Source organism: Pseudomonas sp. MONT-RG-20F-20-E-7-02 (genome assembly GCF_022662395.1).
In the GTDB taxonomy this organism is placed as follows: Bacteria; Pseudomonadota; Gammaproteobacteria; order Pseudomonadales; family Pseudomonadaceae; genus Aquipseudomonas.
In genome coordinates this window covers 455,159-480,789 of record NZ_JAKNQN010000003.1, presented here as the reverse complement: position 1 = coordinate 480,789, position 25,631 = coordinate 455,159, and the positions used below count along the sequence as shown (strand labels likewise).

Genomic DNA, 25,631 nt, shown 5'->3' with positions numbered 1-25,631 from the left:
TCATAACTCCTTGTTTAGGACGGCAGAAAGGGTCAATGGCTGTTCAAGCACGCAACTGTATCGATGCTCGTGCAGGAAATGCGTTGGCGGCAACACCACGGAACACATCGTCCGGGCATGTCGGCAACGCGGGTGAAAGGCGCAGCCTGTAGGCGAATTCAGTGGACTCGGTGGCTCACCCGGCAGTGGTTCTGCAGGCAATGGCCGATGCGGATCGATCTCGGGGATCGCCTCGATCAACGCCGCCGTGTACGGATGGCGCGGCGCGGTAAACACCGCTTCCACCGGCCCTTCTTCGACGATCTTGCCCAAGTACATCACCGCCACGCGGTCACACAGGCGACGCACAATGGCCAGGTCGTGGGCGATAAACAGAATCGCCAGGTTCATGCGCTGTTGCAGTTCCAACAGCAGGTTGATGATCTGGCCCTGGATCGACACATCCAGCGCCGCCACGCATTCATCGGCAATGATCAAACGCGGCTCCACCGCCAGGGCACGCGCGATACCGACGCGCTGGCACTGGCCGCCGCTGAGGGAAGCGGGTTTGCGACTGGCCAGTTCGGGGCGCAGGCCGACCAGGTCGAGCAGTTCATCGACGCGCGCCGCGATCTGTTGCGGGGCGACTTTGCGCTGCACGCGTAACACTTCGGCGATGGTTTCACCGATGGTGTGGCGGGGGTTCAGCGCGGCGTACGGGTCCTGGAAGATCATCGCGGTTTCATGCCGCAGGCGGGCGATATCGATGGCGCTGCCGTGGGCCATGTCGATGCCGTCAAACAGCACTTGGCCGGCGCTGATCGGGTTGAGGTGCAGGATCGCCCGCCCGAGCGTGCTCTTGCCGCTGCCGGACTCGCCGACCAGCCCCAGGGTTTCGCCTGCGGCCAGGTTCAGCGACACGCCGTTGACCGCCCTCACCCACTGTTTATTGAGGCCGAACAGGCCCGTGCCGGACGCGGCAAAACGCACCTCAAGGTCCTTGATCTGCAACAGGCTCACGGGCGATCTCCCAACGGATAGTGACACGCCACCCGCGTGCCTTGCGGCAGCAATTCGGAACACAACGCGCGCGCCTGCGGGCAGCGCGGGTTGAAGCGGCAACCGTCGGGCAATGCATCCAGCAACGGCGGCTGCCCGGGAATCGTGCGCAGCAAGGCGTGGCCGCTGCTATGGGCCGGTTGGCAATCGATCAGGCCAGCGGTGTACGGGTGTTGCGGATGGGCCAGCAGGTCGTACTTGCTGCCGTGCTCGCACAGGCGCCCGGCGTACATCACCGCGATGGAGTCGCAGGTCTGCGCCACCACACCGAGGTCGTGGGTGATCATGATGATCGACAGGCCGCGCCTGTCGCGCAGGTCCAGTAACAGGCGCAGGATTTGCGCTTGCACCGTCACATCGAGGGCGGTGGTCGGCTCGTCGGCGATCAGCACTTTCGGGTTGCAACCCAGCGCCACGGCGATCATCGCGCGCTGGCGCATGCCACCGGAAAACTCGTGTGGGTAATTGTCGACCCGCGCCTTGGGATCGGGAATGCCGACCTGACGCAGCACCTCGATGGCCTGCAGGCGCGCGTCTTTTTTCGACGCGCCCTGGTGCAGGCGGATGCCCTCGGCGATCTGCTCGCCGATGCGCATCAACGGGTCGAGGTGGCTGCTGGGGTTCTGGAAGATCATGCCCAATTGCCCGCCGCGTATGGCGCGCATGCCGGCGTCATCCAACGCCAACAAGTCTTGCCCGGCCAGGCGCACAGCACCGCCTTGCACGCGCAGGTTGGGCGACGGCAACAGGCGCATCAGCCCGCGACAGGCCATGGTCTTGCCCGAGCCGCTCTCGCCCACCAGCCCGAGGATTTCACCTTCGGCCAGGTCAAAGGACACGCGGTCGACCAAGGTGACATCGCGCCCGGTATTGTTGGCGATCACGCTGAGGTCCCGCACTTGAAGCAGGCTCATGTGCGCTCCCCCAACACGTGCGCCACGCCATCGGCGAGCAGGCTGAACCCCATGGCCAAGGTGACGATGGCCAGCCCCGGAAACGTGCAGATCCACCAGGCCGTGGTGATAAACGCCTGCCCTTCGGCGACCATCGTGCCCCACTCGGCGGTCGGCGGTTGCACGCCCAGGCCCAAGTAGCTCACGGCGGCGCCGTTGAGCAGCACCAGCACCGCGTCAGACATGGAAAACACAATCGAACCGAACATCGCGTTGGGCAGCAAATGCCGAAACAGAATGCGCCCATGGCCAAAGCCCAGGCTCTTGGCGGCCAGGGCGAACTCGCTTTCCTTGAGCACCAGGATTTGCGAGCGAATCAGCCGCGCGTACGAGACCCAGCCCACCAGCGCCATGGCGATATAGAAGCTCTGCAAGCCGGGGCCGAGGATGGCCATGATCGCCAGCATCAACACCAGGAACGGGAAGGCCAGGATCACGTCGATCACACGCATGCAGAAGCTGTCGAAGCGCCCGCCGATATAGCCGGACACCGCGCCAATGAAGGTGCCGATCATGAACGGGAAAATCACCCCGACAATCGCCAGTTGCAGATCGATGCGCGCGCCCCAGATCACCCGCGAAAGAATGTCGCGCCCGTAGTTATCCGTGCCAAACGGATGGGCCAGGCTGGGCCCGAGCAAACTGATTTCGGTGTTTTGCGCAATCGGGTCAAAAGGCGCGATCCACGGCGCAAACAGCGCCAGGGCCAACCACAGCAGCAGAATCAACAGCCCCCACACGGCGGTGAGCCGACCGTTGCGAAAACCAAACCGCAGGCGCAAGCGCCACGGGGCAATCAGTGGGCGGCTGCTCATTGCATCTTCACCCGTGGGTCGAGGGTGACTGTCACCACGTCGGCGAGGAAGTTGACCACCACCGTCGCACACGCCAGCACCATCGCCACGCCCTGCACCACCATGTAATCGCGAGTGAAGATGCCGCGCACCAGCAATTGGCCAATACCGGGAATCGCGAACAGGCTCTCGATCACCACCGTGCCGCTGATCAGCCAGCCGATATTCACCGCCAGCAGGTTGACCGCCGGCACCAGCGAATTGGGCAACACATGCCGGCGGAACACGGCGGCCTCCGACAGCCCACGCGCGCGGGCGGCGGTGACGTGATCGGCCTGCAACTCCATCAACATGCTCGCCCGCAGGTTGCGCACCAGTACCGCTGACAGCGCCAGGGCGATGGTCAGACACGGCAGCAGCATATGGTGGGCTTTGTCCAGCCAGGTGCGCCCATAGCCGGACACCGGGAACAGGCCCCACTTCACACTCAGCAACAGAATCAACATCAAGCCCAGCCAGAACGCGGGCATGCCCAGGCCGACGGTGGTGAACACCCGGATCAGGTTGTCTGCCCAGCCGCCTTTATTGCGCGCCGCCCAGGTCGCCAACGGCAGCGCAATCAACAGCGCCAGCACCACACTGCCGAGCACCAGCACCAGCGTCGGCTCGATACGGGTGACGATCAGCTTCAACGCGTCGACCTTATACAGCAGGGATTGGCCGAGATCGCCCTTGAGCAGGTTCTTGAGGAAGTAGAAATATTGCAGCCACAACGGCTGATCGAGGCCGTATTGGGCACGGATTTTCAGCAAGGCATCCGGCGTGCTGCGCGAGCCAAGCAAGGCCCGCGCCGGGTCGCCGGGAATCGAACGCACCAGCACAAAGGTGATCAGGCTGATGCCAAACAGCACCGGCAGCAGTTGCAGCGGCCGGGACAGCACAAAACGGTAACGCGCCAGGTTCATCCGTCAGCCCCGGTGACGCGCGAGGAAGTCCAGCAGCACCGGGAAGTACGCGTGGGGCTCCTCATAAAAAGGCATGTGGCTGCTGTTGGGAAACACGTGCAGTTCGGCATGCCTGGCGGCCAGTTTCATGCGCTGGGCACAGGCGGGCGTGAGCTCATCGTGCTGGCCGGTGGTGATCAGGATCGGCATGCTGAACTCGGCCATCTCGGGGATGCGGTTCCAGTCCTTGAGGTTGCCGATGTAGAGGAATTCGTTGGGGCCTTGCATGGTTTCGTAGGGGCCCATGTTCCAGTCGCCTAACGAACGTTTGACCGGCTCGGGCCATTCGTCCAGACGGCAGACGTGGCGGTAGTTGAGCAAGGTGATGGCGGCCTGGTATTGCGGGTGATCGAGGGTGCCCATGGCTTCGTGGCGCTGCATCATGGCCACGGTTTCGCTGCCGAGGGCGCCGCGCAGGCGTTCAAGCTCCTGGGACAGGTGCGGAATGTCGCCGACGGTATTTGAAAGGATCAGGCTTTTCAGCGCATGGGGATAGTGGATGGCGTATTCGATGCCCAACCAGCCGCCCCAGGAATGCCCGAGCAAGTGCACGCGGCCCAAGCCGAGGGCCTGGCGCACGGTTTCGACTTCTTCGACATAACGGCCGATTTCCCACAAGGCAACATCGGTGGGTCTGGCTGATGCGCCGGTGCCAAGCTGGTCGAATGCAACCACTCGCAGGTTATGCTCTTTGAGCCAGCCATGGGCGTCGCGCAAGTAGTCACACGGCAGGCCTGGGCCGCCGTTGAGACACAAGAGCACCTCATCGCCGTCACCAAAGCTGTAGACCACGAGGTTATGGCCATCGACTTGCACGTTGTACTGCTGGTCGGGGGCAATTTCACGCCACATGCATACATTCCTTGTGTTGTATCGGCCTGGCAGGTAGCGGCCGTTTATGGGCCAACACTACCGAGGATGCCGCGCGTCCATAACCTAGTATTTCTTATAGGTTTGGCCTGGCAGTCCTTCGCCGGGGCGTGGCATTCTACTTGCCGCAAGTCGAGATTCAAATGAATTCGGGAGCAGAACGGATGCTGGCCAAGCTTACTGCCTTCAATAACCGTCTCATGCCAGGCAGGAGCCTGGATGAACAGATGGACAATACGTTTATCCTCGCCCAGCAGTTGGGCTTCGATGCGCTGGTGTACGACTACACGCCAGTGCCGATTGACCAGGACGGCTCACTGATCACCCCTTCGGTGCTGGAACTGCGCAATACGCCGCCCGACTGGCACGCGTTATGGTGCAGCGAAGGCTTCTACCAGATCGACCCGGTGCAACATCTGGCCCTGAGCACGGTGTCGCCGTTCGTGTGGTCCTACGAGGCGAAAGCCGATACCGCACTGCAAAAGATCATCGACCCGTGCCACGCGCCGGTGTCCTCCTACCTGCATGACCGCCAACTGACCTGCGGTGTCAGCGTGCCCATCCACCTGCCGCGCGGCGGCTTCGCGTCATTGACCGGCCTGCGCACCGGCAAGGCGCGTACGGTATTGAAGGACGCGCAGCAGACCCTGGCGGACTTCAGCCTGATCACCCATGCCCTGCAGGAAGCGGCCTACCCGCTGTTCAGCAAAGAACTACGCACGTACCCGCATATTCACCTGACCAAACGCGAGCGCGAATGCCTGAAATGGGCCGCCGATGGCCTTACGGCCGCTGAAATCGCCACGCAGTTGAGCCGCTCATTAGCGGTGGTGACCCTGCACCTGGCCTCGGCGATGCACAAACTGGGGGCCAAGAACCGCGTGCAGGCGGTGGTGCGGGCCACCCATTACCGCTTGCTGGAGGATTGATCCGTCAGCAAAACCTAGCTGTTTTGCTAGTTACTTAAACGTCGCGTGACGATTATCGTAGCCCTGATCCTTTTTTTCAGAGCAGGGTACGAAATGGAATTCTTCGACAAAGTCCGCGAAGGCTATGCGGCCTTCGGCGCCTACCAGACCTGGTATCGCGTGACCGGCGACCTGACCACCGGCCGTACACCGTTGGTGATCATCCACGGCGGCCCCGGCTGCACGCACGACTACGTCGACGCCTTCAAAGACGTGGCGGCCAGCGGCCATGCGGTGATTCACTACGACCAACTGGGCAATGGGCGCTCCACCCACTTGCCGGATAAAGACGCGTCGTTCTGGACCATCGATCTGTTCCTCGCCGAGCTGAACAACCTGCTCGACCATCTGCAAATCAGCGATAACTACGCGATCCTCGGGCAATCCTGGGGCGGCATGCTCGGCAGCGAACACGCGATTTTGCAGCCCAAAGGCCTGCGCGCGTTTATCCCGGCGAACTCGCCCACCTGCATGCGCACTTGGGTCAGCGAAGCCAACCGTCTGCGCAAACTGTTGCCGGAAGGCGTGCATGAAACCCTGCTTAAACACGAACAGGCCGGCACCTACCAGGACCCGGAATACCTCGTCGCCTCGCGGATTTTTTATGACCAGCACGTGTGCCGCGTCATCCCGTGGCCGGAAGAAGTGGCGCGCACGTTTGCCGCCGTGGATGCCGACCCGACCGTGTACCACGCCATGAGTGGCCCGACCGAGTTTCACGTGATCGGCAGCTTGAAGGATTGGAATGTGATTGGCCGGCTGTCGGCGATCAATGTGCCGACCCTGGTGATCTCCGGCCGGCACGACGAGGCCACGCCGTTGGTGGTCAAGCCGTTCCTGGATGAAATCGCGGACGTGCGCTGGGCGCTGTTTGAAGACTCCAGCCACATGCCCCATGTGGAAGAACGCCAGGCGTGCATGGGCACAGTGGTGAAGTTTTTGGATGAGGCATGTTCAATGCCGCACAAAGTCCTCAAGGCCGGCTAATTGATCGTTCCCACGCTCCGCGTGGGAATGCCCCTTTGGACGCTCTGCGTCCGCTCTCAAGGTCGTGACGCGGAGCGTCACAGGATGCACGCCCACGCAGAGCGTGGGAGCGATCATAAGTCCTCAAGGCTGGCTAAGTGATCGTTCCCACGCTCCGCGTGGGAATGCCCCTTTGGACGCTCTGCGTCCGCTTTCAAGGTCGTGACGCGGAGCGTCACAGGATGCACGCCCACGCAGAGCGTGGGAGCGATCATTTAGACTTCGGTGGTTTCAGGCTTTGCGGCCTTTCTTGGCACATCCGCCACCACCGGAATCTCCTTCCCTTCAGCATCAAACAACTTGCCGCCACTGAAGTAATCCCCATCGCGCAATGCCGCCACATCGTGGAAACACAAGCTGCGCTCAGTCCCGGCGACGAACACCGATTGCTGGTCCGAGTTACCGGCGGTGAAGTGGTTGAACGCCAGGTTCAGCAAGATCGCCATGATCGCCGACGAGCTGATGCCCGAGTGGAAAATGGTCGCGAACCAGGTGGGGAAGTGATCGTAAAAGTTCGGCGCGGCGATGGGGATCATGCCGAAACCGATGGAGGTGGCAACGATGATCAGGTTCATGTTGTTGCGGTAATCCACCTTCGACAAGGTGCGAATACCACTCGCCGCCACGGTGCCGAACAGCACGATACCGGCGCCGCCCAGCACCGAGGTGGGCACGGCGGCAATCACTCGGCCCATAAAGGGCAGCAGGCCCAGCACCACCAGGAACACCCCGCCCGTCGCCACCACAAAGCGACTTTTCACCCCGGTTACCGCCACCAAACCGACGTTCTGGGCGAACGCACTTTGGGTGAATGAGCCAAAGATCGGCGCGAACATGCTCGACAGCATGTCGGCGCGCAAACCGTTACCCAGGCGCTTGGAGTCGACCTTGGTGTCGATGATCTCGCCCACCGCGAGGATGTCCGCCGAGGTTTCCACCAAGGTCACCATGACCACGATGCACATGGAAATGATCGCCGCCAGGTGAAAGGTCGGCATGCCGAAATGGAAAGGTGTGGGGAAACCAAACATCGGCCCTTGGGCGACGCCGGAGAAGTCGGCCATGCCGAGGAACACCGCGATCACGGTGCCGATCACCATGGCCAGCAGGATCGACAGGCGCGAGATGGTCGCGCTGCCGATCTTGCTCAGCAACAACACCAGCACCAGGGTCAGCGCCGCCAGGCCGATATTGGCCATGCTGCCGAAATCCGCCGCGCGGCTGTTGCCGCCCATGGCCCAGCGCGCTGCCACCGGCATCAGCGTCAGGCCAATCGTAGTGATCACAATGCCGGTGACCAATGGCGGGAAAAACTTGGTGATCCGTGAGAACACCGGCGTGATCAACAGCCCGATAAACGACGCGGCCATCACCGCCCCGAGAATCGCCGGCACCCCGCCCGCGCCATCACTGCCGACAATCGCCACCATGGTTGCCACACCGGCAAACGACACGCCCTGCACCAGCGGCAGCTGGCAGCCAAAAAACGGCAGGCCGAGCGTCTGCAACAGCGTGGCCAAGCCACCGGCAAACAATGACGCGGCAATCAACAGGCCGATGTCCGCCGGCGACAAACCGGCCGCCTGGCCAACGATCAACGGCACGGCAACAATGCCGCCGTACATGGTGAGCACATGCTGCAGGCCGTAAGCCATGTTGGCCGCGACGCCGAGATTCTCATCTTCTGGCCGCTGCGGTGACGCCTTCGGGATAGTCATGGTGAGGGGTTCTCTGTTTTTGTTGTGCGAACACTGTATGCAATGTTTGGACTGGATGTCCATAGAGTTGTATACAATCAAGCGAACAAGATACCCTCCATCGGCGTTACAAAAATAATCCGGCCGTCATGAGCCAGAACGCCAAAGGACCTATAACAATGAAAAAGGCATTACAGGGCGCAACCGTTGCACTCACCCTTCTCGGCGGCGGGGAGGCTGTCGCGGTGGAATGGATGAACAACAGCGTAGGATTTCGCTACGGCCAGCACTTCACCAATCCGAATAACCCGGATGATTTCAGCAAGCGCATCTACAGCTTTACCCACGCCAGCGGCTACCAATACGGCAGCAACTACCTGAACCTGGATGTGTTCCTGTCCGACAGCCACGACCCGCGCAAGGGCACCGACCATGGCGGCAGTGAGGTCTACGCCGTGTACCGGCACCAGCTGTACGCGTCGCGGGTATTTGATATGCCGCTCGGCACCGGGCTGATAAAGGACTACGCGCTGACCCTGGGTTTCGACGCCAACCGCAACAACAACGCCGCCTCAGCCAAAAAACGCGCACTGGTGATCGGCCCGACGTTGAAGTTCAACACCGTCGGCGTGCTGGATTTGAGCCTGATGTACTACAAGGAAAGGAACCACACCGGCATCCCCGGCGCGCAGGAGTCGAACCACACGTTCGACGACACCTACATGCTCAACCTGACGTGGATGCGCCCGTTCGACATCGCCAACCACGCGGCGAAGTTTCAGGGGTTTATCAATTACGTCGGGGAAAAAGGCGAGGACTACCATGGCCGTGACACCGCACCGGAAACACTGATGCGCAGCGCGCTGATGGTGGCGGTGCGGCCGGGTAAAAGCGTGAAGCCGAACCTGTATCTCGGCGTGGGGTATGAGTACTGGCACAACAAATTCGGCGTGGATGGCGGGCGGGGTACTCGGACCTCCACGCCGACGCTGAATATGGAAGTCACCTTCTAACCACTGAAGAAACCCAATCAACTGTGGGAGCTGGCTTGCCTGCGATGCAGACACCTCGGTACTTCAGAATCACCGAGTCGATGCTATCGCAGGCAAGCCAGCTCCCACAGTTTTGATCCCATTTCAGCTTTAGGCGTTGGCGAGCTCGGATTTGTCCGCCTTTGGCCGCGCCAGCCAGTAACCCAACACCGCCAACGGCGCGGTCGCCAACATCACAATCACAGTGATCAACAACGGCTGATCAATCATCGACGACACCAACAGGCTGCTGAGAAAGCACAGCCCCAGTTGCAGGGTGTTTTGCAGCGCTGCCGCCTTGCCGGAATTTTCCGCAAACGGCATCAGCGCATTCGCCACCACAATCGGGTAGCTCGCACCGTTGACCAGCGCCATCAGGCAGAACGGAATCAGCAAAGTGGTCAGGGTCGGCACCGTCAACGTGGCGACCAGGTACAACACCACCATGCTGATGCAATACGCCACCAGCAACCAGGGCAACAGGGTTTTGCCCTGGTAATGCTGCAACGCGCTGCGGCAGCTGTAACCACCGATCAGAAAAGCCAAGGTCGGCAGCACGTAGCTCAGGCCGATGTCATTCGGGCTGTAACCCATATCGCCGAGGATGAACGGCGACGCGGTCAGCCAGGCAAAGAAACTGGCGGAACAGGCGGCGAAGATCATCACGTTGCCGGTGAACACGCGCGAGGTCAGCAACTGCCCATAACCGAGGCGCGAAGGTTCGCCCTGCTCTGCGCGACGTTTCGGCATCTTGCGCAGGAACAGGGTCGGCAGCAGCAACAGCAGCGACACGCCCAGCAACACCGCGAAGATCGCCTGCCAGCCGAAGTGATTCAACACCATCGCACCCAGCAACGGCGCCAGTGCCGGTGACAGCGACATCAGCGGCATGATGCTGGCGAACACGCGGTGCGCCTTTTCAGCCGGGTAACGGTCGATCACCAGTGCCTGCCAACTCACGGCGGCGGAACACACGCCAATCGCCTGCATAAACCGCAACGCCAGCAGCTGAGGCGCAGTTTCGACCCAGAACATGCCGGCGCAACCCAGCACGAACAGGCTCAGGCCCGTCAGCAGGATCGGCTTGCGTCCCAAACGGTCGGACAACGGCCCCCACAACAACTGCCCCACCGCAAAACCGGCGAGGAAAATACTCAAGCTCGCGCCCACGGCCCCCGCGCTGATGTGCAATTGCTCGCCCATGGCGCCGAACGCCGGCAAGTACATGTCCATGGCGAGATAACCGAGCATGCTCAGCCCCGCCAGATACCAGGTGAAACCAAAAGAATTTTTCATTGAAGCCTTGCTGAACCTGCCATCAAACTATTTGCTGACTGGCGCCTATTATGAAGCTGACAGTGAGTGTGTGAAGCGATAATAATTGGACACTCTTATCAAATATTTTGAAGGCAGCCGCCATGTGGTCCGAATACTCACTGGACGTCGTCGATGCAGTGGCACGCCACGGCAGCTTCAGCGCCGCCGCCCAGGAGCTGCATCGCGTGCCGTCCGCCATCAGCTACACCGTGCGCCAGCTTGAAGAATGGCTGGCGGTGCCGCTGTTTGTGCGCAGGCATCGCGATGTAGAGCTGACGCCCGCCGGCCGTTTATTTATAGACGAAGCCCGCGGCGTGATGAAAAAAATGCTCGGCACCCGGCGTTTGTGCCAACAGGTGGCGAATGGCTGGAGCGGGCAATTGAAGGTGGCCGTGGACTCCATCGTCAAACCCCAGCGCTGTCGGCAGTTGGTGCTGGACTTCTACCGGCAGTTCCCCGAGGTGGAACTGTTGCTGGAATATGAGGTGTACAACGGCGTGTGGGACGCCTTGGCCGATGAGCGCACCGACATCGTGATCGGCGCCACCAGCGCCGTGCCGGTGGCCAGCCACTTCACCTTTCGTGACATGGGGCTGCTGAACTGGCTGTGCGTGGTCAGCGCCAAGCACCCGCTGGCGGCGATGGACGGCTTGCTCAGCGACGACCAACTGCGCCCGTTCGCGTCGCTGTGCATGACCGACACCTCGCGCAACTTGCCCAAGCGCGACACCTGGACCCTGGATAACCAGCGCCGGCTGGTGGTGCCCAACTGGGCCTCGGCGCTGGATTGCCTGCGCGATGGCCTGTGCGTCGGCATGGCACCGGCGCATCAAGTGCTGCCGTGGATTGAACGCGGCGAGCTGGTGGCGCTGCAATTGAGCCGGCCGTTCCCGGCCAGCCCGTCGTGCGTGGCGTGGGCGCAGAACAAGCTGTCGCCGGCGATGAGTTGGTTGCTGGAGTACCTGGGCGATACCGAAACCATGAATCAGGAATGGTTGAATGGCCCAGCCAATTGAGTGGGCATATGTGGGAGCTGGCTTGCCTGCGATGCAAGCGCCTCGGTCTTAATGTGGGACCGAGGTGATGCTATCGCAGGCAAGCCAGCTCCCACACAAGCCTGCTCCAACACTTTTATCCGGTTTCAGTCCAATAAGCGGGTGATGGCCCTTACGATCATCTCCACCTCTTTTGCATCCAGCGTCAGCGGCGGCAGCAGGCGGATGATCGTGCCGCGCGTCACGTTAATCAGCAGGCCGTGTTCCTGCGCTGCGCGGTAGGCCAGGTCGCGATAAGGGCGAGCCAGTTCGATGCCAATCATCAACCCTTGCCCGCGAATCGCCAGCACCTGTGGATGCTCGCTCAATTCCACCCGCAACCGTGCCAGCAGCCGCTCGCCCTGTTGCGCAGCGTTCTGCAGCAAGCCTTGCTCCTCAATAATATCCAGCACCGTGCAGCCGACGCGGCAGGCCAGCGGGTTGCCGCCGAAGGTGCTGCCGTGGCTGCCGGGGGTGAACAGCTGCGCCACAGCGGACCGGGCCAGGCAGGCGCCGATGGGCACGCCGTTGCCGAGGCCTTTGGCCAGGGTCATCACGTCCGGGGTAATGCCTTCATGCTGGAATGCAAACCAGGCGCCGGTGCGGCCAATGCCGGTCTGGATTTCATCCAGCATCATCAGCCAGCCGTGGCGCGTGCAGTGATCGCGCAGGGCTTTCAAGTAGCCGGGCGGCGCCAGCAGCACGCCACTTTCGCCCTGGATCGGCTCCAGCAACACGGCCGCGATGCGCGTGCTGAACTGTTGAGTGATGGCTTCCAGCGCCGCCAAGTCGCCAAACGCCACCTTGAGAAAATCCCCCGGCAAGCGCTGGAAGCCCAGGCGCACCGACGGCCCGTCGCTGGCCGCCATGGTGCCGAGGGTGCGCCCGTGAAAGGCGTTTTCCATCACCACCACCAGCGGTTCTTCGATGCCTTTTTTCCAGCCATGCAGCCGAGCGAGTTTCAGCGCCGTCTCGTTGGCTTCGGCGCCGGAGTTGTTGAAGAACGCACGGTCCAGGCCGGACAGCTGTGCCAGCCGCTGGGCCAGGCGCTGTTGCCAGTCGATGCTGTAGAGGTTGGAGGTGTGCAGCAACAAGCCCGCCTGCTCACTGATCGCCGTCACCAACCTGGGATGGGAATGCCCGACGTTGGTCACCGCCACACCGGCCACCGCGTCGAGGTATTCACGGCCCTGCTGGTCCCACAGGCGCGTGCCCAGGCCACGGGTAAAGCTCAGGGCCAGGGGTTGATACGTGGTCATCAGGCAGGCGGCGGTCATGGTGGCAAGCTCCAGTGCATCGTTGGGATGCGCGCAGTATCGTTAGCCACTTGAGCTGGATAAACTGCGTATTCCTGCAATGACTTTAAACCAGGGCTTGATAATGGATTTGTTCCAGGCAATGTCGGTGTATGTGAAAGTGGTCGAGACCGGCAGCATGACGGCCGCCGCGCAAGAATGCGGGATGTCGACCACCATGGTCGGCAATCACTTGCGCGCCCTGGAACAGCGCCTGGGCGTCAGCCTGCTCAAGCGCACCACGCGTAAACAAAGCCTCACCGAATTTGGCGGGCAGTACTATCAGCGCTGCCTGGAAGTGCTGGGACTGGTCGCCGACTCCGAGTTGCTGGCAGAGCAGGCCCACAGCGAAACCCCCAAAGGCAGCCTGCGCATCACCGCGCCACCGGTGTTCGGCACCGAGCGCCTGGCACCGGCCTTGAGCGAATTCTCCCAGCGCTACCCGCTGATCAACCTGCACGTGGAGTTGAGCAACGAGCGAATGGACTTGGTCGACAGCGGCTTCGACGTGGCGATCCGTCTCGGCGAACTGGAAACCTCCAGCCTGATCGCCAGGCCCATGCAGGCCTACACCCTCACCCTCTGCGCGTCACCTGCGTACCTGGCGCGACGTGGCACGCCGCACACACCCGATGACCTGCGCCAGCACGACTGCCTGGCGTTCGCCTACCCGGCGACCGACAACTGGCGCGACACCGACAAGCTCTGGCGCATGACCGGCGAAGAAGGCGAGGTGGAAGTCCCGGTGTCGGGCTCATTGACCATCAACAGCTCGCAAGGCTTGCGCCAGGCGGCCGTCAACGGCATGGGCGTCATCATGCTCGCCGATGCCCTGGTGCAACCGGACCTGGAGAGCGGCAAGCTGGTGGCCTTGCTGACCACCTATCAACTGTCCAGCCGCCCCATGCACCTGCTCTACCGCCAGGACCGTTACCGCCTGCCCAAGCTGCGCGCCTTTGTGGATTTCGCCATGGAAAAGTGGGCGCTCTAAAAGGCCACGCCCAACTCCCGCAGGCGCGCCGCCGTGCGCTCGGCCGACACGTGGTGAATGCCCTGCCAACCGAGGGCCACGGCCGCCTCGATATTGCCGGCGACATCATCGATAAACACCACTTCACCGGGCTGAATATCCGGCAGATGGGCGCGCACCTGATTGAGGCTGGCGTGATAGATCGCAGGGTCCGGCTTGATCAGCTTCAACTCGCCCGAGACCACGATATCGCGCAAATGCTGCAGGAACGGATAGTTGGCGCGCGCATAGGGGAAGGTTTCAGCCGACCAGTTGGTGAGCCCGAACAGCGGCATATTGGCCTTATGCAGCGCCTCAAGGATCGCCACGCCTTCCGGCAACGCGCCACGCAGCATCTCGTGCCAACGGTCGTAGTACGCCTGGATCAGGCTTTCGTGCTGCGGGTACTGCTCGATCAAGTGGCGCGTGCCTTCGGCCAGGCTGCGGCCGGCGTCTTGCTCGGTGTTCCAGGCTTGGGTGCAAATGGTGTCAAGAAAGTGCTGCCGCTCGTGATCGTCGGTGATCAGCTGGCGGTACAGGTGGTGCGGGTTCCAGTCGAACAGGACACCGCCGAAATCAAAAACTACTGCACGAATCGTCATCAGATCCTCCGTTAGCGTGGCTTGATAGCGCTAGGAGTCTGGCAGATTGTGAGGGTGCGCGGGAGCGCGATGAAGTGCAGGAGCAGATATGTGTGGGAGTGGACATGTGTGGGAGTAGACATGTGTGGAGCAGGCATGTGTGGAGCAGGCATGTGTGGGAGCTGGCTTGCCTGCGATAGCATCACCGCGGTGTAACTGAAACACCGAGGCGGCTGCATCGCAGGCAAGCCAGCTCCCACACAAGCCCGCTCCCACATTTTTGACCGCGTCTTAGGCTTGGACTAAGCCATTGATTTTCACGGTCGGGTTCACATCGGCTTCGTAATCGACGCCGTCGATTTCAAAGCCGAACAAGCGCAGGAACTCAGCCTTGTAGCCGGCAAAATCGCTGATCTCGTTGACGTTGTCGTCGGTGACCTGGTTCCACAACGCGGCCACGGCGTCCTGGACTTTCGGCTCCAGCTCGGCCAGGTCGGCGCGCAGACGGCCGTCGGCGTCCAGCTTCGGCTCGCTGCCGTACAGGCTGTCTTTGAACAGGCCGTAGACCTGCTCGATGCAGCCTTCGTGGGTGCCCTGCTCTTTCATTACTTTGAACAGCAGCGACAGGTACAGCGGCATGATCGGGATCGCCGAGCTGGCCTGGGTGACCACGGCCTTGAGCACCGACACACGGGCGTCGCCCTTCAGCGCGGCGAGGTTGTCGCGCAGGGTCAGGACTTTTTTGTCCAGGTCTTTCTTGGCTTCGCCGATGGAGCCGTTCCAGTAGATGTCCTGGGTCAGCTTTTCGCCGAGGTAGGTGAACGCGGTGGTCTTGGCGCCTTCGGCCAATACATCGGCGTCACGCAGGGCGTCGATCCACAGCTGCCAGTCTTCGCCGCCCATGACTTTCACGGTGCCGTCGATTTCTTCCTGGGTCGCAGGCTCAAGCGTGGTGTCGACCACAACGCCTTTGTCGGTGTTGATACCGCGCAGGGTCACGGCCTTGCCGATTGGCTTGAGGGTGGAGTTGTGCACCACGCCTTGCGGGTCGGTACGGCGTGGCGCGGCCAGGCTGTAGACCACCAGGTCGATCTTGCCCAGGTCTTTCTTGATGGTTTCGATGGTCAGGCGCTTGATCTCGTCGGAGAACGCGTCGCCGTTGATGCTCTTGGCGTACAGGCCTTTTTCAACCGCAAACTTCTCGAACGCAGCACTGTTGTACCAACCGGCGGAGCTCAGCTTGCCTTCTTCGCCTTCTTTCTCAAAAAACACACCCAAGGTGTCGGCGCCGCAGCCAAACGCGGCACTGATGCGCGCGGCCAGGCCGTAACCGGTGGAAGCGCCGAGGACCAGCACCTTTTTAGGGCCGCCTTCGATGACGCCGTGTTGGGTCACGTAGTCGATCTGTTCCTTGACGTTCGCTTCACAGCCAACAGGGTGAGCGGTCACACAGATAAAGCCACGAACCCGCGGTTTGATGATCATAAAATTTCTGCCTCTTCCAAGGTGCCGAAGGCCAATGGTGGCCATTCAACTTAATCGTACCGGTCTATGACGTCCAAAAAACCGAAGCGTCACGATAGTCGCAAATCTTCTGTTTACAAAATTCAATCGGCGCAGCGCTTTTTGGCGTATGCCTGCTACCGTTCACCCTCCTACGGGTTTGCGGCCTAAACTCTGCGCCTGACCATAACCGTGAAGATTTGTTCAATTCCTTCACAATTTCGCAATATTTAAAACGCCTATTCGTCGCTGAACGCCTTATCATAAGAGGGATGTATCAACATGTTTCGACACCCCCACCACTCGCAGCCACGGATCCGGACCTGTCGAATGGCGTCCAGCTGGAGCTGAGTTTCATGAGCAAGTCTGCCTTACGCAAAAATGCAGTGTCGGTCGCCTGGGCAATCGGCGTCCTGCTGATTATTTGCCTGTTTCCCATGACCACTGCGGTATTTCTCGGCCTGGTGCTGGTGTGCGGGGTCTACGACTTCCTGCGCAACGGCCTGTATGACGCCGACACGATCAAAAAATATTTCATCGGCAGCGGTCGTAATACCTGGATATTGGCGCCGTTCAACACCCTGTTCGACCTGCTGAGCCTGCGCAACCGCCATGTCTACACCATGCGCGACCTGCCGCCAGCCTGGCGTGAAGACCTGCAGCAAGTGATCGACGATGCCATGGCCAACAAGGATGAGATCATCAGCTACCTGGATGAACGCATGGCGGAGAAGAAGCGCGGCATGTTGTTTTTCCAATGGTACGGCCGCCCGATTGAAACCACTTTGGACATTCCGCAACTGCGCAAAAAATTGCCGTATGTGAAGACCATCGGCGTCTCGGTGTTCAACGAAAACCGCTCGACGTCCTTCCACTTCGGCCCGCTGCGCATGATGTTCCGCGTGCTCTACAACATGGCGCCGGCGCCGCACCACGACGGTGTCTATATCCAGGTGGGCAAGCACAAGCACTACTGGCACGACGACCCGCTGTTTATCTTCGATGACACGCTGATGCACGCGTCCTTCAACAAGAACGACGCAAAACGTTACTGCCTGTTCATTGATATCGTGCGGCCGACCTTGCTGCCGTCAGTGCTCAACGCCGTGATCGCAGGCTTTGCCGGGCTGGTGTTTACCCTGCGTCGGGTTTTCTACAAAAACTGGAAGCTGATTCAGTAAGTTCTGCGGCATGATGGTGCTGGACGGTGTTTGCGCCCTGCCCGAGAGGCGGCCAAACTACAGTCTCGTGCGACCGAATTCGGCGCTCACCATTTTCAGGCCATCGCTGCCCTAGACGGGTGCGATGGCTGCGCCTTCAAGGAATCAGAATGCCCCAACGTCAAGTCATCAACGCCTCCGTCAGCCCCAAGGGCAGCCTCGAAACCCTGTCCCAACGTGAAGTCCAACAACTGAGTGAAGCCGGCACCGGCAGCATCTATACGTTGTTTCGCCAGTGCGCCCTGGCCATCCTCAACACCGGCGCGCATATCGACAACGCCAAGACCATCCTCGACGCCTATCAAGATTTTGAAGTGCGTATCCATCAGCAGGACCGCGGTGTGCGCCTGGAACTGTTGAACGCACCGGCCGACGCCTTCGTCGATGGCGAAATGATCGCCAGCACCCGCGAAATGCTGTTCAGCGCCCTGCGCGACATCGTCTACACCGAGAACGAGCTGGACAGCCAGCGCATCGACCTGAGCAACTCCCAAGGCATCACCGACTACGTGTTCCACCTGCTGCGCAACGCCCGTACGCTGCGCCCGGGCGTGGAACCGAAAATCGTGGTGTGCTGGGGCGGGCACTCGATCAACACCGAAGAATACAAATACACCAAGAAAGTCGGCCACGAACTGGGCCTGCGCAGCCTCGACGTGTGCACCGGCTGCGGCCCCGGCGTGATGAAAGGGCCGATGAAGGGCGCGACCATTTCCCACGCCAAACAACGCATCACCGGCGGGCGCTACCTGGGCCTGACCGAGCCGGGCATCATCGCCGCCGAAGCGCCGAACCCCATCGTTAACGAACTGGTGATTTTGCCGGACATCGAAAAACGCCTGGAAGCCTTCGTGCGCGTCGGCCACGGCATCATCATCTTCCCGGGCGGCGCGGGCACGGCCGAAGAGTTCCTGTACCTGCTGGGCATCCTGATGCACCCGGATAACCGCGACGTGCCGTTTCCGGTCATCCTCACCGGGCCGAAACACGCGGCGCCGTACCTGCAACAGCTGCACGCCTTTGTCGGTGCCACCCTGGGCGAAGCGGCGCAGGCGCACTACCAGATCATCATCGACGACCCCGCCGAAGTGGCGCGCCAGATGACTGCCGGGCTCAAGGCAGTGAAGCAGTTCCGCCGTGAGCGCAACGACGCGTTCCACTTCAACTGGCTGCTGAAGATCGACGAAGGCTTCCAGCGTCCGTTCGACCCGACCCACGAAAACATGGCCAGCCTGCAACTCAGCCACGCGCTGGCGCCCCACGAACTCGCGGCCAACCTGCGCCGCGCGTTTTCGGGGATTGTGGCGGGTAACGTCAAGGACAAAGGCATTCGCTTGATCGAGCAGCATGGGCCGTATGAGATTCACGGCGACCCGGCGATCATGAAGCCGCTGGATGAGCTGCTACAGGCGTTTGTTGCCCAGCACCGTATGAAGTTGCCAGGCGGTGCGGCGTATGTGCCGTGTTATCGCGTGGTGCAATAACTAGCGTTGCACCGCCACACATTTGATTTCCACCAGCAACCCGGGATGCGCCAGTTCTGACACGCCGATGGTCGTCCAGGCGCAATGCCCGCGTGGAAACAGGCGGTTTTTCACCTCGCGAAAAACCGCCATGTGCTGGCTCATGTTCACGTGATAGGTGGTCATGTCGACCACGTCATCAAAGCTGCAACCGCCCTCCTCCAATACCTGCCGCAGGTTGCCCCAGGCAGCCATGAATTGCGCCTCGGGGTCTTCAATCACGGCCAGTTCCGGCGTGCGGCCGACCTGGCCTGCGCAGTACAAAGTGTTTCCAACTTTAACGGCTGGCACGTAGCCCGCGCGCTCAACAATGGGTTGCATGGCGGGCGGGATGATGAGGTGGCGGTCGGTCATAGCTTGTATCTCTTTGGGGTGCAGGAAAGCGTGTGAGTGCGAACAGTTCGAACTAGGGTTTTACCTGTTCCCATTTACTCACACCAGCAGAGCGACCTATGGACCAACGGATCTTGCCCTTCATAAATCCTTACCTCATGGTAAGGAATATCACGATGGAGTTATTAGCTATGGCCACCGCAACACTTACCTCAAAAGGGCAAATCACCATTCCTATCCAAGTGCGCACCGCATTGGGCCTGGAAACCGGCGACCGGGTTGAATTTGTCGAAACGGAAGACGGAAAGTTTTCCATCATTGCCGCGAGCAAAACCGTGCAGGACCTCAAGGGGTTGATCCGCAAGCCCGCCCAGGCCGTGTCGATCGATGCCATGAACCACGCCATCGCCACCCAGGGAGCAAAAGCGCGATGATCGGCCTGGATACCAATGTGCTGGTGCGTTATGTCACCCAGGATGACCCGGTCCAATCACCCAAGGCCTCGGAGCTGATCGAATCACTCACCACATTGTCGCCAGGCTTCGTCAGCCTGGTGTCGGTGGTGGAACTGGTCTGGGTGTTACAAAGCTGCTACGAATCGGCCAAGAGTGAGGTGGTGACCGTGCTGGAAACGCTGTTGCGCACACGTGAATTGACCGTCGAACATGCCGAGATCATCTGGCAGGCCCTGCGCCGATTCACCGCAGGCAAAGCCGACTTCGCCGACTACCTGATAGAGCGCTGCGCCCATGCAGCCGGCTGTGAATACACCGCCACCTTTGATCAACACGCGGCCAAGGCCACAGGCATGAAACGGCTGGGCTGAGCCACACCATTGCGACGCTGTTCAGGCTTTGGTAAAACCGCGTTCAACCTTGATCAAGAGACAGACTCACGTGCGCATCCTGCTACTCGCTACTTTGAGCTTGGCCTCCACCCTGGCCGCCGCCGACACCATCGCCTGGCCCGACCTGCCGAAAAGCTGTTTCGTCAGTGGTCGCTCTGCCACCAGCGAAGATGTCGACACCGGCTGTGCAGCGTTCTTGATCAATGTGCAAGGCAAAGCGGCGGGTACGCCGATCAAGCTGGATATTCCCCAATATGCCGTGCATGTGGACGAAGCCACGGGCAAAGAAACGCCGGTGATCATCATCCAGGCCGAAGAGAACGGCGAGATCAAGGCAGTGGGCTACAAGGAACTGGGCACCGATCAACTCGGTGCTGCGTTGTTGCGGGAGGTGCGCTTGCTCGGAACTGAAAAACCTATATGAGATGCCATCCGCTCCTCGCTAAAAGAGGCTAACGAATATCATGTATCCCAAAAAAACGGTGACTGAACAGATCAAAGCCTTGCACAAGAGCCAGGTAACCAACGTTGGTTTTTTCTGGTACCGCGATGCAGAACAATATGCGCGGTTTCTGTCGATCTACGAAGATCGCGACACAATGCACGATACATACGCGCTGTGGCATAAACAGGCGGCCAAAGCGGTAAAGCAGTATGAGCGACGAGGCTTCGTCACCCACAGAGTCTACTCCACGCCTGAAGAGCTGCTAGCCTGGTGCCAGGCAAACGGCACGCCGCTGAACGCAGCGAGCCGAAGCGCGTTCGCCAATGAAAAACTTGCGACTGCCGCCAAACGCCCTAACAGCCTAAGTAACGCCATCGGACGTGCAGGACACCACTGATTGATCAGCAGCGCGCCCGAAATATGATCAGTCAGCGCACCCAGCCGCCGCCCTGCCAGTGGTAACCGTCATTGCGCTGCACCCAGTGCGGATGCACATAACGATAGCCTTCGCGCACTTGCTCCCAATGGCCGTGTACCGCGACGTATCGCCCGCCTTCCCAGCGCCAGTAACCGCGCGACCACACATAGCCGTAACGTGCCGCGGGTTCGACTTCGATCACCTGGACCGGTGGCGGCTGTGGCGCAACCACTTCGACATATTCACGCTGTACCGGCCTGCGGTCATGCACAACGCGTTCTTGCACACACCCGGATGCCGCGACGACCACTGCCGCCATTGCTGCATAACGTAGCAACATACAAAAATCCTCGGGCGTTACCGCCCAACACCTGCACCAGTAAAAAATGCCCCCATGTTTCAGCCACGCTCCTGCTGAGGCCTGGGTTCTTTGTAACAGGTGATGTCTGTCAGCTTGCTGAACTGGCAGGCCTCAGGAAGCGCACGCGACGGTCGGTTACTGCAAAGGTGAAGCCGATCAAGGTCAGCAGCAACTGGAGAACAGTGGCAGCACCAAGCCTGCGTCCTGGCGTTGCCCACTGCGGCGCTCATACAGGGTGGCCAGCGTAAGCCCCAACGCGGCGGCCAGTGGCAGCAAATACATGACCAGCCCGACGCTTTGGCCGCTATTGCTGTACTGCCCGGCGATCACGATACAGCCCCCAGCAAAGCTGATGATCAGCCCGGCCCACTCCCAGCCACCGCTGCGCTCGGCGCTGCTGCCGGTCGATAACGCCGCCGTCATCAAGGGCTGCAGTACCGCGATGATGGCGGCTGTACCTGCTGTGCGATACCGGCAATGCACTGGCCTTGCGCCTGCATGAGCAAGTCAGGCACTTAAAGGTGTAAACACTGGGCACAAAAAAGCCCGCTGACCGTTTCCGGTTCAGCGGGCTTCTTACAGCGGTTTAACCTTTGGCTTACAGCGCCAGGTCAGACGCCGGCTTGCTCGGCTCAGCCGCAGGCTTGGCAGCCTCGGTGGCCGGGTTCGCCTTAGGCGCGTTCAACTGCGGAATCGCAGGCGGTGGCGTCAGTTGCAGGATACCGGCGGTGTAGGCCCATTCCTTGGCAACAGCTTCAGGGCTGTCGTTCAGCTTGGTGCCGTAGCTCGGTACGATCTGATGCAGCTTGGCTTGCCACTCAGGAGTTGCCACCTTGTCCTTGAACACTTTTTGCAGCACGGTCAGCATAATCGGAGCCGCGGTGGACGCGCCTGGCGATGCACCCAACAGGCCTGCGATGGTGTTGTCGGCGGAGCTGACCACTTCGGTGCCGAGTTTCAGGACGCCGCCCTGCTCTTCGTCACGCTTGATGATCTGCACGCGCTGACCGGCTTGCCACAGGCGCCAGTCGGACTGCTTGGCGTTCGGGAAGTACTCTTGCAGCGCCTTGAAGCGGTCGTCATCCGACAGCATCAGTTGGCCGGCGAGGTACTCGACCAGCGGGTATTCACGAATACCGACTTTGGTCATTGGCCAGATGTTGTGGGTGGTGGTGCTGGTCAGCAGGTCCAGGTACGAGCCTTCTTTGAGGAACTTGGTCGAGAAGGTCGCGAATGGGCCAAACAGGATTACACGCTTGCCATCCAGCACGCGGGTGTCCAGGTGCGGAACCGACATCGGTGGTGCGCCAACCGAAGCCTTACCGTAGGCCTTGGCCAGGTGCTGCTCGGCGATGGCCGGGTTATCGGTCACCAGGAACGAACCGCCAACCGGGAAGCCTGCGTATTCCTTGGCTTCAGGAATGCCCGACTTCTGCAGCAGGTGCAGGGCACCGCCGCCGGCGCCGATGAACACGAACTTGGCGTCGGTTTCAGTCTTGGTGCCGTCTTTCAGGTTTTTGTAGCTCACACGCCACGAACCGTCGGCGTTCTTGGTGATGTCCTGCACTTCGCTCGACAGTTTCAAGTCAAACTTCGGCGTGGTTTGCAGGTGGGCAACGAACTGGCGGGTGATCTCGCCGAAGTTCACGTCGGTGCCGATCGGGGTCCAGGTGGCCGCGATTTTCTGGTTCGGGTCACGCCCTTCCATCATCAGCGGAACCCACTTGGCGATTTGCGCCGGGTCTTCGGAGTACTGCATGCCGGCGAACAGCGGGCTCGCCTGCAGGGCTTCGTAGCGTTTTTTCAGGAACTTGATGTTGTCATCGCCCCACACAAAGCTCATGTGCGGTGTGGAGTTGATGAACGAACGCGGGTTCTTCAGCACGCCCTGCTGGACCTGCCAGGACCAGAACTGACGGGAGATCTGGAACGCTTCGTTGATCTCGACCGCTTTCGGGATCTCAACGTTGCCGTTCTTGTCTTCCGGGGTGTAGTTCAACTCAGCCAGGGCCGAGTGACCGGTACCGGCGTTGTTCCAGCCGTTGGAGCTTTCTTCGGCCACGCCATCAAGACGCTCGACCATCTCCATCGACCAGTCCGGCTGCAGCTCGTTGAGCCAAACACCCAGGGTCGCACTCATGATGCCGCCGCCGATCAGCAGCACATCGACTTTCTTTGCCTCTTCCGCCTGAACGGACGTGATCCCCATCGACAAAGCCAGCCCCAGCAGGGCAGTGTTTACTTTTTTAAACATCAGTAGCACCTATGATAAAACGCCATCCGCCCCACCGCCCCTGATCATGGGCAACCCTCAATCACGCCGCGCCAGGCAGCGCGCCGCGGGGTTTGCACATTCACATGAGAACCGCAGGGTGGGCACACAAGGCCGACGTATCGACCTCACTGTTTATGTCCCTTCTGCGCTGACTTTTTATCATTATTGGCTTCAGCTACCTGGGCGACAGCCAACCGCCGGGACGTATACGGGTGTACGCACCGGGGAAAGACTAGACCAAGACGGCGCGCAGAATATCACGCTAAACGGCGTTTATGCGTCCTTTGGCCAATTGACAGCTCTAAATCACGGGTTTTAACGCGCAGGTGTCAAGCCTGACAGGCGCGACGTGGCGTCACAGGCGCCTGGATGAAACTGAACTCCGCGGCAAACGGCTGTTCTAGACACCTTCGCCGTTGCTTGCGTAGCATCGGCGGCAGTCCTTCGTGCAATCCTTCCAAACAGAGTTACCCATGACTATCCAGCAAACACCCGGGCACGTACTGCCCGCGCGCAGCGCCGCCAAAATGGAAGCTGCCATGGCCGTGGGCGCCTTCGCGATCGGCACCGGCGAATTCGCCATCATGGGCTTGATGCCCGACATCGCCCACAATTTGAACTTGAGCGAACCGCAAGTCGGCCACGCCATCAGCGCCTATGCCCTCGGCGTCATGGTCGGCGCGCCATTGCTGGCCATCCTCGGCGCCAAGCTGCTGCGCAAACACATGCTCTTATTGCTGATGGGCCTGTACGCGCTGGGCAACCTCGCCACCGCCTTCACCCCGACCTTCGGCTCGCTGGTGGCCTTCCGCTTTATCAGCGGCCTGCCCCACGGCGCCTACTTCGGCATCGCCGCCGTCGTCGCCTCCAGCATGGTGCCCAACGACAAACGCGCCGGCGCCGTGGCCCGCGTGATGATGGGCCTGACCCTGGCCATGCTGCTCGGCAACCCCATCGCCACCTTCCTGGGCCAACACCTGGGCTGGCGCTCGGCGTTCGCCCTGGTCAGCGCCATCGCCGTGTGCACCCTCTTCCTCGTCTGGCAATTCGTCCCCGATCGCCGCGACGAACCACGCAGCGACCCGCGCAAAGAACTACGCGCCTTCACCAAACCCCAAGTGTGGATGGCCCTGTCCATCGGCGCGATTGGCTTTGCCGGCATGTTCTGTGTGTTCAGCTACCTCGCCCCGACCATGCTTGAAGTGACCAAAGTGTCCCCCCAGTGGATCCCCTTCGGCCTCGCCGCGTTTGGCGTCGGCGGCATCATCGGCAACATCGCCGGCGGCAAACTGTTCGACCGCATGCAGTTCCGCGCCGTGGGCTGGATTATGGTGTGGTCGATGGCCGTGCTGATCTTCTTCACCTTCGCCGCCAGTTCGCTGTGGAGCGTACTGCTGGGCATCGGCTTGGTCGGCACCATGATCGCCATGGCGGCGCCGCTTCAGATTCGCTTGATGGATATTGCGCATGAAGCGCCGAGTTTGGCGGCGGCGTCCAACCACGCGGCGTTCAACCTGGCGAACGCGCTGGGACCGTGGTTTGGCGGGATGGCGATTACGGCGGGTTACGGCTGGACCAGCACCGGCTACATCGGCGCTGCGACGGCGTTGGTAGGCCTGGGCATCTACCTGATCGCCCGCCGCATGAAAGGCGGTCACTGACATTTTCCACACCACCACAACCCAATGTGGAAACTCTAATGTGGGAGCGGGCTTGCCCGCGATAGCGGTGGGTCAGTCAATCAACAAATGACTGCCCCACCACCTCATCAATCATCATGCAACAACCCCGACCCATACTCCCCATAACTACTCCCCAACCCACTCCCGCCAAAATTCATCTTGGCCGCCTTGCTCGGGCTATGGTCCCCAAACGCCTGGCATCCGCCAGAGAAACAAGGGTCACTGCTACCGCCCGACGACCCCGTCGAACAAGCTCCCAACAGCAACGTGCCAGCAATCAGCGCGACTTTAACCAGGTTCGAGATCATGTTTTCAGTTCCCTATGGGCTGGAGGTGCGGGGGGCCTCTCTTAAGTGGGAGCGTAGTCCTCAACGGTGCGGGGAATTATGAAACTTTGCGGGGTGACA

26 protein-coding genes and 1 pseudogene are annotated in these 25,631 nt (G+C 60.8%); 12 read left to right on the top strand and 15 right to left on the bottom strand.

Going from position 1 to position 25,631, the window contains the following annotated elements; all coding sequences use genetic code 11:
* From L8I05_RS11330 to L8I05_RS11310, 5 genes are read right to left on the bottom strand one after another with little or no spacing between them, the layout of a single operon-like run.
* Positions 1–999, bottom strand: a complete 999-nt coding sequence (locus L8I05_RS11330; RefSeq protein WP_242168984.1) for an ABC transporter ATP-binding protein — start codon at positions 997–999, stop codon at positions 1–3.
* A complete protein-coding gene (locus L8I05_RS11325; protein ID WP_242168983.1) occupies positions 996–1,952 on the bottom strand; it encodes an ABC transporter ATP-binding protein in 957 nt (318 codons plus the stop codon). Before L8I05_RS11325 ends, L8I05_RS11330 begins: the two co-directional genes overlap by 4 nt.
* Positions 1,949–2,806, bottom strand: coding sequence for an ABC transporter permease (locus tag L8I05_RS11320; protein WP_242168981.1), 858 nt, complete (start codon positions 2,804–2,806; stop codon positions 1,949–1,951). The genes L8I05_RS11325 and L8I05_RS11320 overlap by 4 nt, the downstream gene beginning before the upstream one ends.
* Positions 2,803–3,750, bottom strand: a complete 948-nt coding sequence (locus L8I05_RS11315; RefSeq protein ID WP_242168979.1) for an ABC transporter permease — start codon at positions 3,748–3,750, stop codon at positions 2,803–2,805. The genes L8I05_RS11320 and L8I05_RS11315 overlap by 4 nt, the downstream gene beginning before the upstream one ends.
* A gap of 3 nt (positions 3,751–3,753) precedes the next feature.
* Entirely contained in the window at positions 3,754–4,641 is an 888-nt protein-coding gene (locus L8I05_RS11310) for a proline iminopeptidase-family hydrolase (RefSeq protein ID WP_242168977.1), read from the bottom strand.
* Between the two features lie 182 nt (positions 4,642–4,823).
* On the opposite strand from L8I05_RS11310, the gene L8I05_RS11305 reads away from it, so the two are divergent.
* Together L8I05_RS11305 and L8I05_RS11300 are read left to right on the top strand one after the other, a co-directional pair.
* On the top strand, positions 4,824–5,588 hold the full coding sequence (locus L8I05_RS11305) for a LuxR family transcriptional regulator (RefSeq protein WP_242168975.1): 765 nt from the start codon (positions 4,824–4,826) through the stop codon (positions 5,586–5,588).
* A gap of 93 nt (positions 5,589–5,681) precedes the next feature.
* A complete protein-coding gene (locus L8I05_RS11300; RefSeq protein WP_242168974.1) occupies positions 5,682–6,614 on the top strand; it encodes a proline iminopeptidase-family hydrolase in 933 nt (310 codons plus the stop codon).
* 254 nt (positions 6,615–6,868) lie between these two features.
* On the opposite strand, the gene L8I05_RS11295 is transcribed toward L8I05_RS11300, so the two are convergent.
* Positions 6,869–8,371, bottom strand: coding sequence for a nucleobase:cation symporter-2 family protein (locus tag L8I05_RS11295; RefSeq protein ID WP_242168972.1), 1,503 nt, complete (start codon positions 8,369–8,371; stop codon positions 6,869–6,871).
* Between the two features lie 158 nt (positions 8,372–8,529).
* Between L8I05_RS11295 and L8I05_RS11290 the strand changes: the two genes are divergently transcribed.
* Entirely contained in the window at positions 8,530–9,363 is an 834-nt protein-coding gene (locus tag L8I05_RS11290) for a nucleoside-binding protein (protein ID WP_242168970.1), read from the top strand.
* A gap of 129 nt (positions 9,364–9,492) precedes the next feature.
* Here L8I05_RS11290 and punC read toward each other — a convergent pair whose 3' ends face one another.
* On the bottom strand, positions 9,493–10,677 hold the full coding sequence (gene punC, locus L8I05_RS11285) for a purine nucleoside transporter PunC (RefSeq protein ID WP_242168968.1): 1,185 nt from the start codon (positions 10,675–10,677) through the stop codon (positions 9,493–9,495).
* 122 nt (positions 10,678–10,799) lie between these two features.
* Here punC and punR point away from each other — a divergent pair, with 122 nt between their 5' ends.
* Positions 10,800–11,714 (top strand): DNA-binding transcriptional activator PunR, encoded by a 915-nt coding sequence (gene punR / locus L8I05_RS11280; RefSeq protein WP_242168965.1) that lies wholly within the window; start codon positions 10,800–10,802, stop codon positions 11,712–11,714.
* A gap of 125 nt (positions 11,715–11,839) precedes the next feature.
* Here the strand turns inward: punR and L8I05_RS11275 are convergent, their stop codons facing one another.
* A complete protein-coding gene (locus L8I05_RS11275) occupies positions 11,840–13,009 on the bottom strand; it encodes an aspartate aminotransferase family protein (protein ID WP_242168963.1) in 1,170 nt (389 codons plus the stop codon).
* 103 nt (positions 13,010–13,112) lie between these two features.
* On the opposite strand from L8I05_RS11275, the gene L8I05_RS11270 reads away from it, so the two are divergent.
* Positions 13,113–14,018, top strand: a complete 906-nt coding sequence (locus L8I05_RS11270) for a LysR family transcriptional regulator (RefSeq protein ID WP_242168961.1) — start codon at positions 13,113–13,115, stop codon at positions 14,016–14,018.
* On the opposite strand, the gene L8I05_RS11265 is transcribed toward L8I05_RS11270, so the two are convergent.
* On the bottom strand, positions 14,015–14,638 hold the full coding sequence (locus tag L8I05_RS11265) for an HAD family phosphatase (RefSeq protein WP_242168959.1): 624 nt from the start codon (positions 14,636–14,638) through the stop codon (positions 14,015–14,017). The genes L8I05_RS11270 and L8I05_RS11265 overlap by 4 nt on opposite strands.
* A 270-nt stretch (positions 14,639–14,908) precedes the next feature.
* Positions 14,909–16,102: an enoyl-ACP reductase FabV gene (fabV, locus tag L8I05_RS11260; RefSeq protein WP_242168957.1), complete on the bottom strand. Its 1,194-nt coding sequence runs from the start codon at positions 16,100–16,102 to the stop codon at positions 14,909–14,911.
* 374 nt (positions 16,103–16,476) lie between these two features.
* On the opposite strand from fabV, the gene L8I05_RS11255 reads away from it, so the two are divergent.
* The gene (locus L8I05_RS11255) at positions 16,477–17,301 is read left to right on the top strand and encodes an aspartyl/asparaginyl beta-hydroxylase domain-containing protein (RefSeq protein WP_242168955.1); all 825 of its coding nucleotides are present in this window, start codon (positions 16,477–16,479) and stop codon (positions 17,299–17,301) included.
* Between the two features lie 149 nt (positions 17,302–17,450).
* Entirely contained in the window at positions 17,451–18,824 is a 1,374-nt protein-coding gene (gene ppnN, locus L8I05_RS11250; RefSeq protein ID WP_159954942.1) for a nucleotide 5'-monophosphate nucleosidase PpnN, read from the top strand.
* Here ppnN and L8I05_RS11245 read toward each other — a convergent pair whose 3' ends face one another.
* The gene (locus tag L8I05_RS11245; protein ID WP_197623683.1) at positions 18,825–19,217 is read right to left on the bottom strand and encodes a RidA family protein; all 393 of its coding nucleotides are present in this window, start codon (positions 19,215–19,217) and stop codon (positions 18,825–18,827) included. It lies immediately after the preceding gene.
* 98 nt (positions 19,218–19,315) lie between these two features.
* Between L8I05_RS11245 and L8I05_RS11240 the strand changes: the two genes are divergently transcribed.
* The 4 genes from L8I05_RS11240 (at position 19,316) to L8I05_RS11225 (ending at position 20,885) form a co-directional block, all read left to right on the top strand.
* Positions 19,316–19,630 carry an AbrB/MazE/SpoVT family DNA-binding domain-containing protein gene (locus L8I05_RS11240; RefSeq protein ID WP_242168953.1) on the top strand — a complete coding sequence of 105 codons (315 nt, stop codon included), beginning with the start codon at positions 19,316–19,318 and terminating at the stop codon, positions 19,628–19,630.
* Positions 19,627–20,022 (top strand): type II toxin-antitoxin system VapC family toxin, encoded by a 396-nt coding sequence (locus L8I05_RS11235; protein ID WP_242168951.1) that lies wholly within the window; start codon positions 19,627–19,629, stop codon positions 20,020–20,022. The genes L8I05_RS11240 and L8I05_RS11235 overlap by 4 nt, the downstream gene beginning before the upstream one ends.
* Before the next feature lie 70 nt (positions 20,023–20,092).
* Complete coding sequence (locus tag L8I05_RS11230; protein WP_242168949.1) at positions 20,093–20,467, top strand: hypothetical protein; 375 nt, start codon at positions 20,093–20,095, stop codon at positions 20,465–20,467.
* 40 nt (positions 20,468–20,507) lie between these two features.
* Complete coding sequence (locus L8I05_RS11225) at positions 20,508–20,885, top strand: hypothetical protein (protein ID WP_177016056.1); 378 nt, start codon at positions 20,508–20,510, stop codon at positions 20,883–20,885.
* Between the two features lie 31 nt (positions 20,886–20,916).
* Here the strand turns inward: L8I05_RS11225 and L8I05_RS11220 are convergent, their stop codons facing one another.
* The 3 genes and pseudogenes from L8I05_RS11220 to mqo form a co-directional block, all read right to left on the bottom strand.
* On the bottom strand, positions 20,917–21,246 hold the full coding sequence (locus L8I05_RS11220; protein WP_159954939.1) for a YXWGXW repeat-containing protein: 330 nt from the start codon (positions 21,244–21,246) through the stop codon (positions 20,917–20,919).
* 157 nt (positions 21,247–21,403) lie between these two features.
* A pseudogene (locus L8I05_RS11215) lies at positions 21,404–21,726 on the bottom strand (EamA/RhaT family transporter); the annotation flags it as partial.
* 139 nt (positions 21,727–21,865) lie between these two features.
* Positions 21,866–23,521 carry a malate dehydrogenase (quinone) gene (gene mqo, locus L8I05_RS11210; RefSeq protein ID WP_242168947.1) on the bottom strand — a complete coding sequence of 552 codons (1,656 nt, stop codon included), beginning with the start codon at positions 23,519–23,521 and terminating at the stop codon, positions 21,866–21,868.
* Between the two features lie 494 nt (positions 23,522–24,015).
* Here mqo and L8I05_RS11205 point away from each other — a divergent pair, with 494 nt between their 5' ends.
* Positions 24,016–25,203, top strand: coding sequence for an MFS transporter (locus L8I05_RS11205; RefSeq protein ID WP_242168945.1), 1,188 nt, complete (start codon positions 24,016–24,018; stop codon positions 25,201–25,203).
* A gap of 107 nt (positions 25,204–25,310) precedes the next feature.
* Here the strand turns inward: L8I05_RS11205 and L8I05_RS11200 are convergent, their stop codons facing one another.
* On the bottom strand, positions 25,311–25,532 hold the full coding sequence (locus L8I05_RS11200; RefSeq protein ID WP_242168943.1) for a hypothetical protein: 222 nt from the start codon (positions 25,530–25,532) through the stop codon (positions 25,311–25,313).
* Between the last annotated feature and the right edge of the window lie 99 nt (positions 25,533–25,631).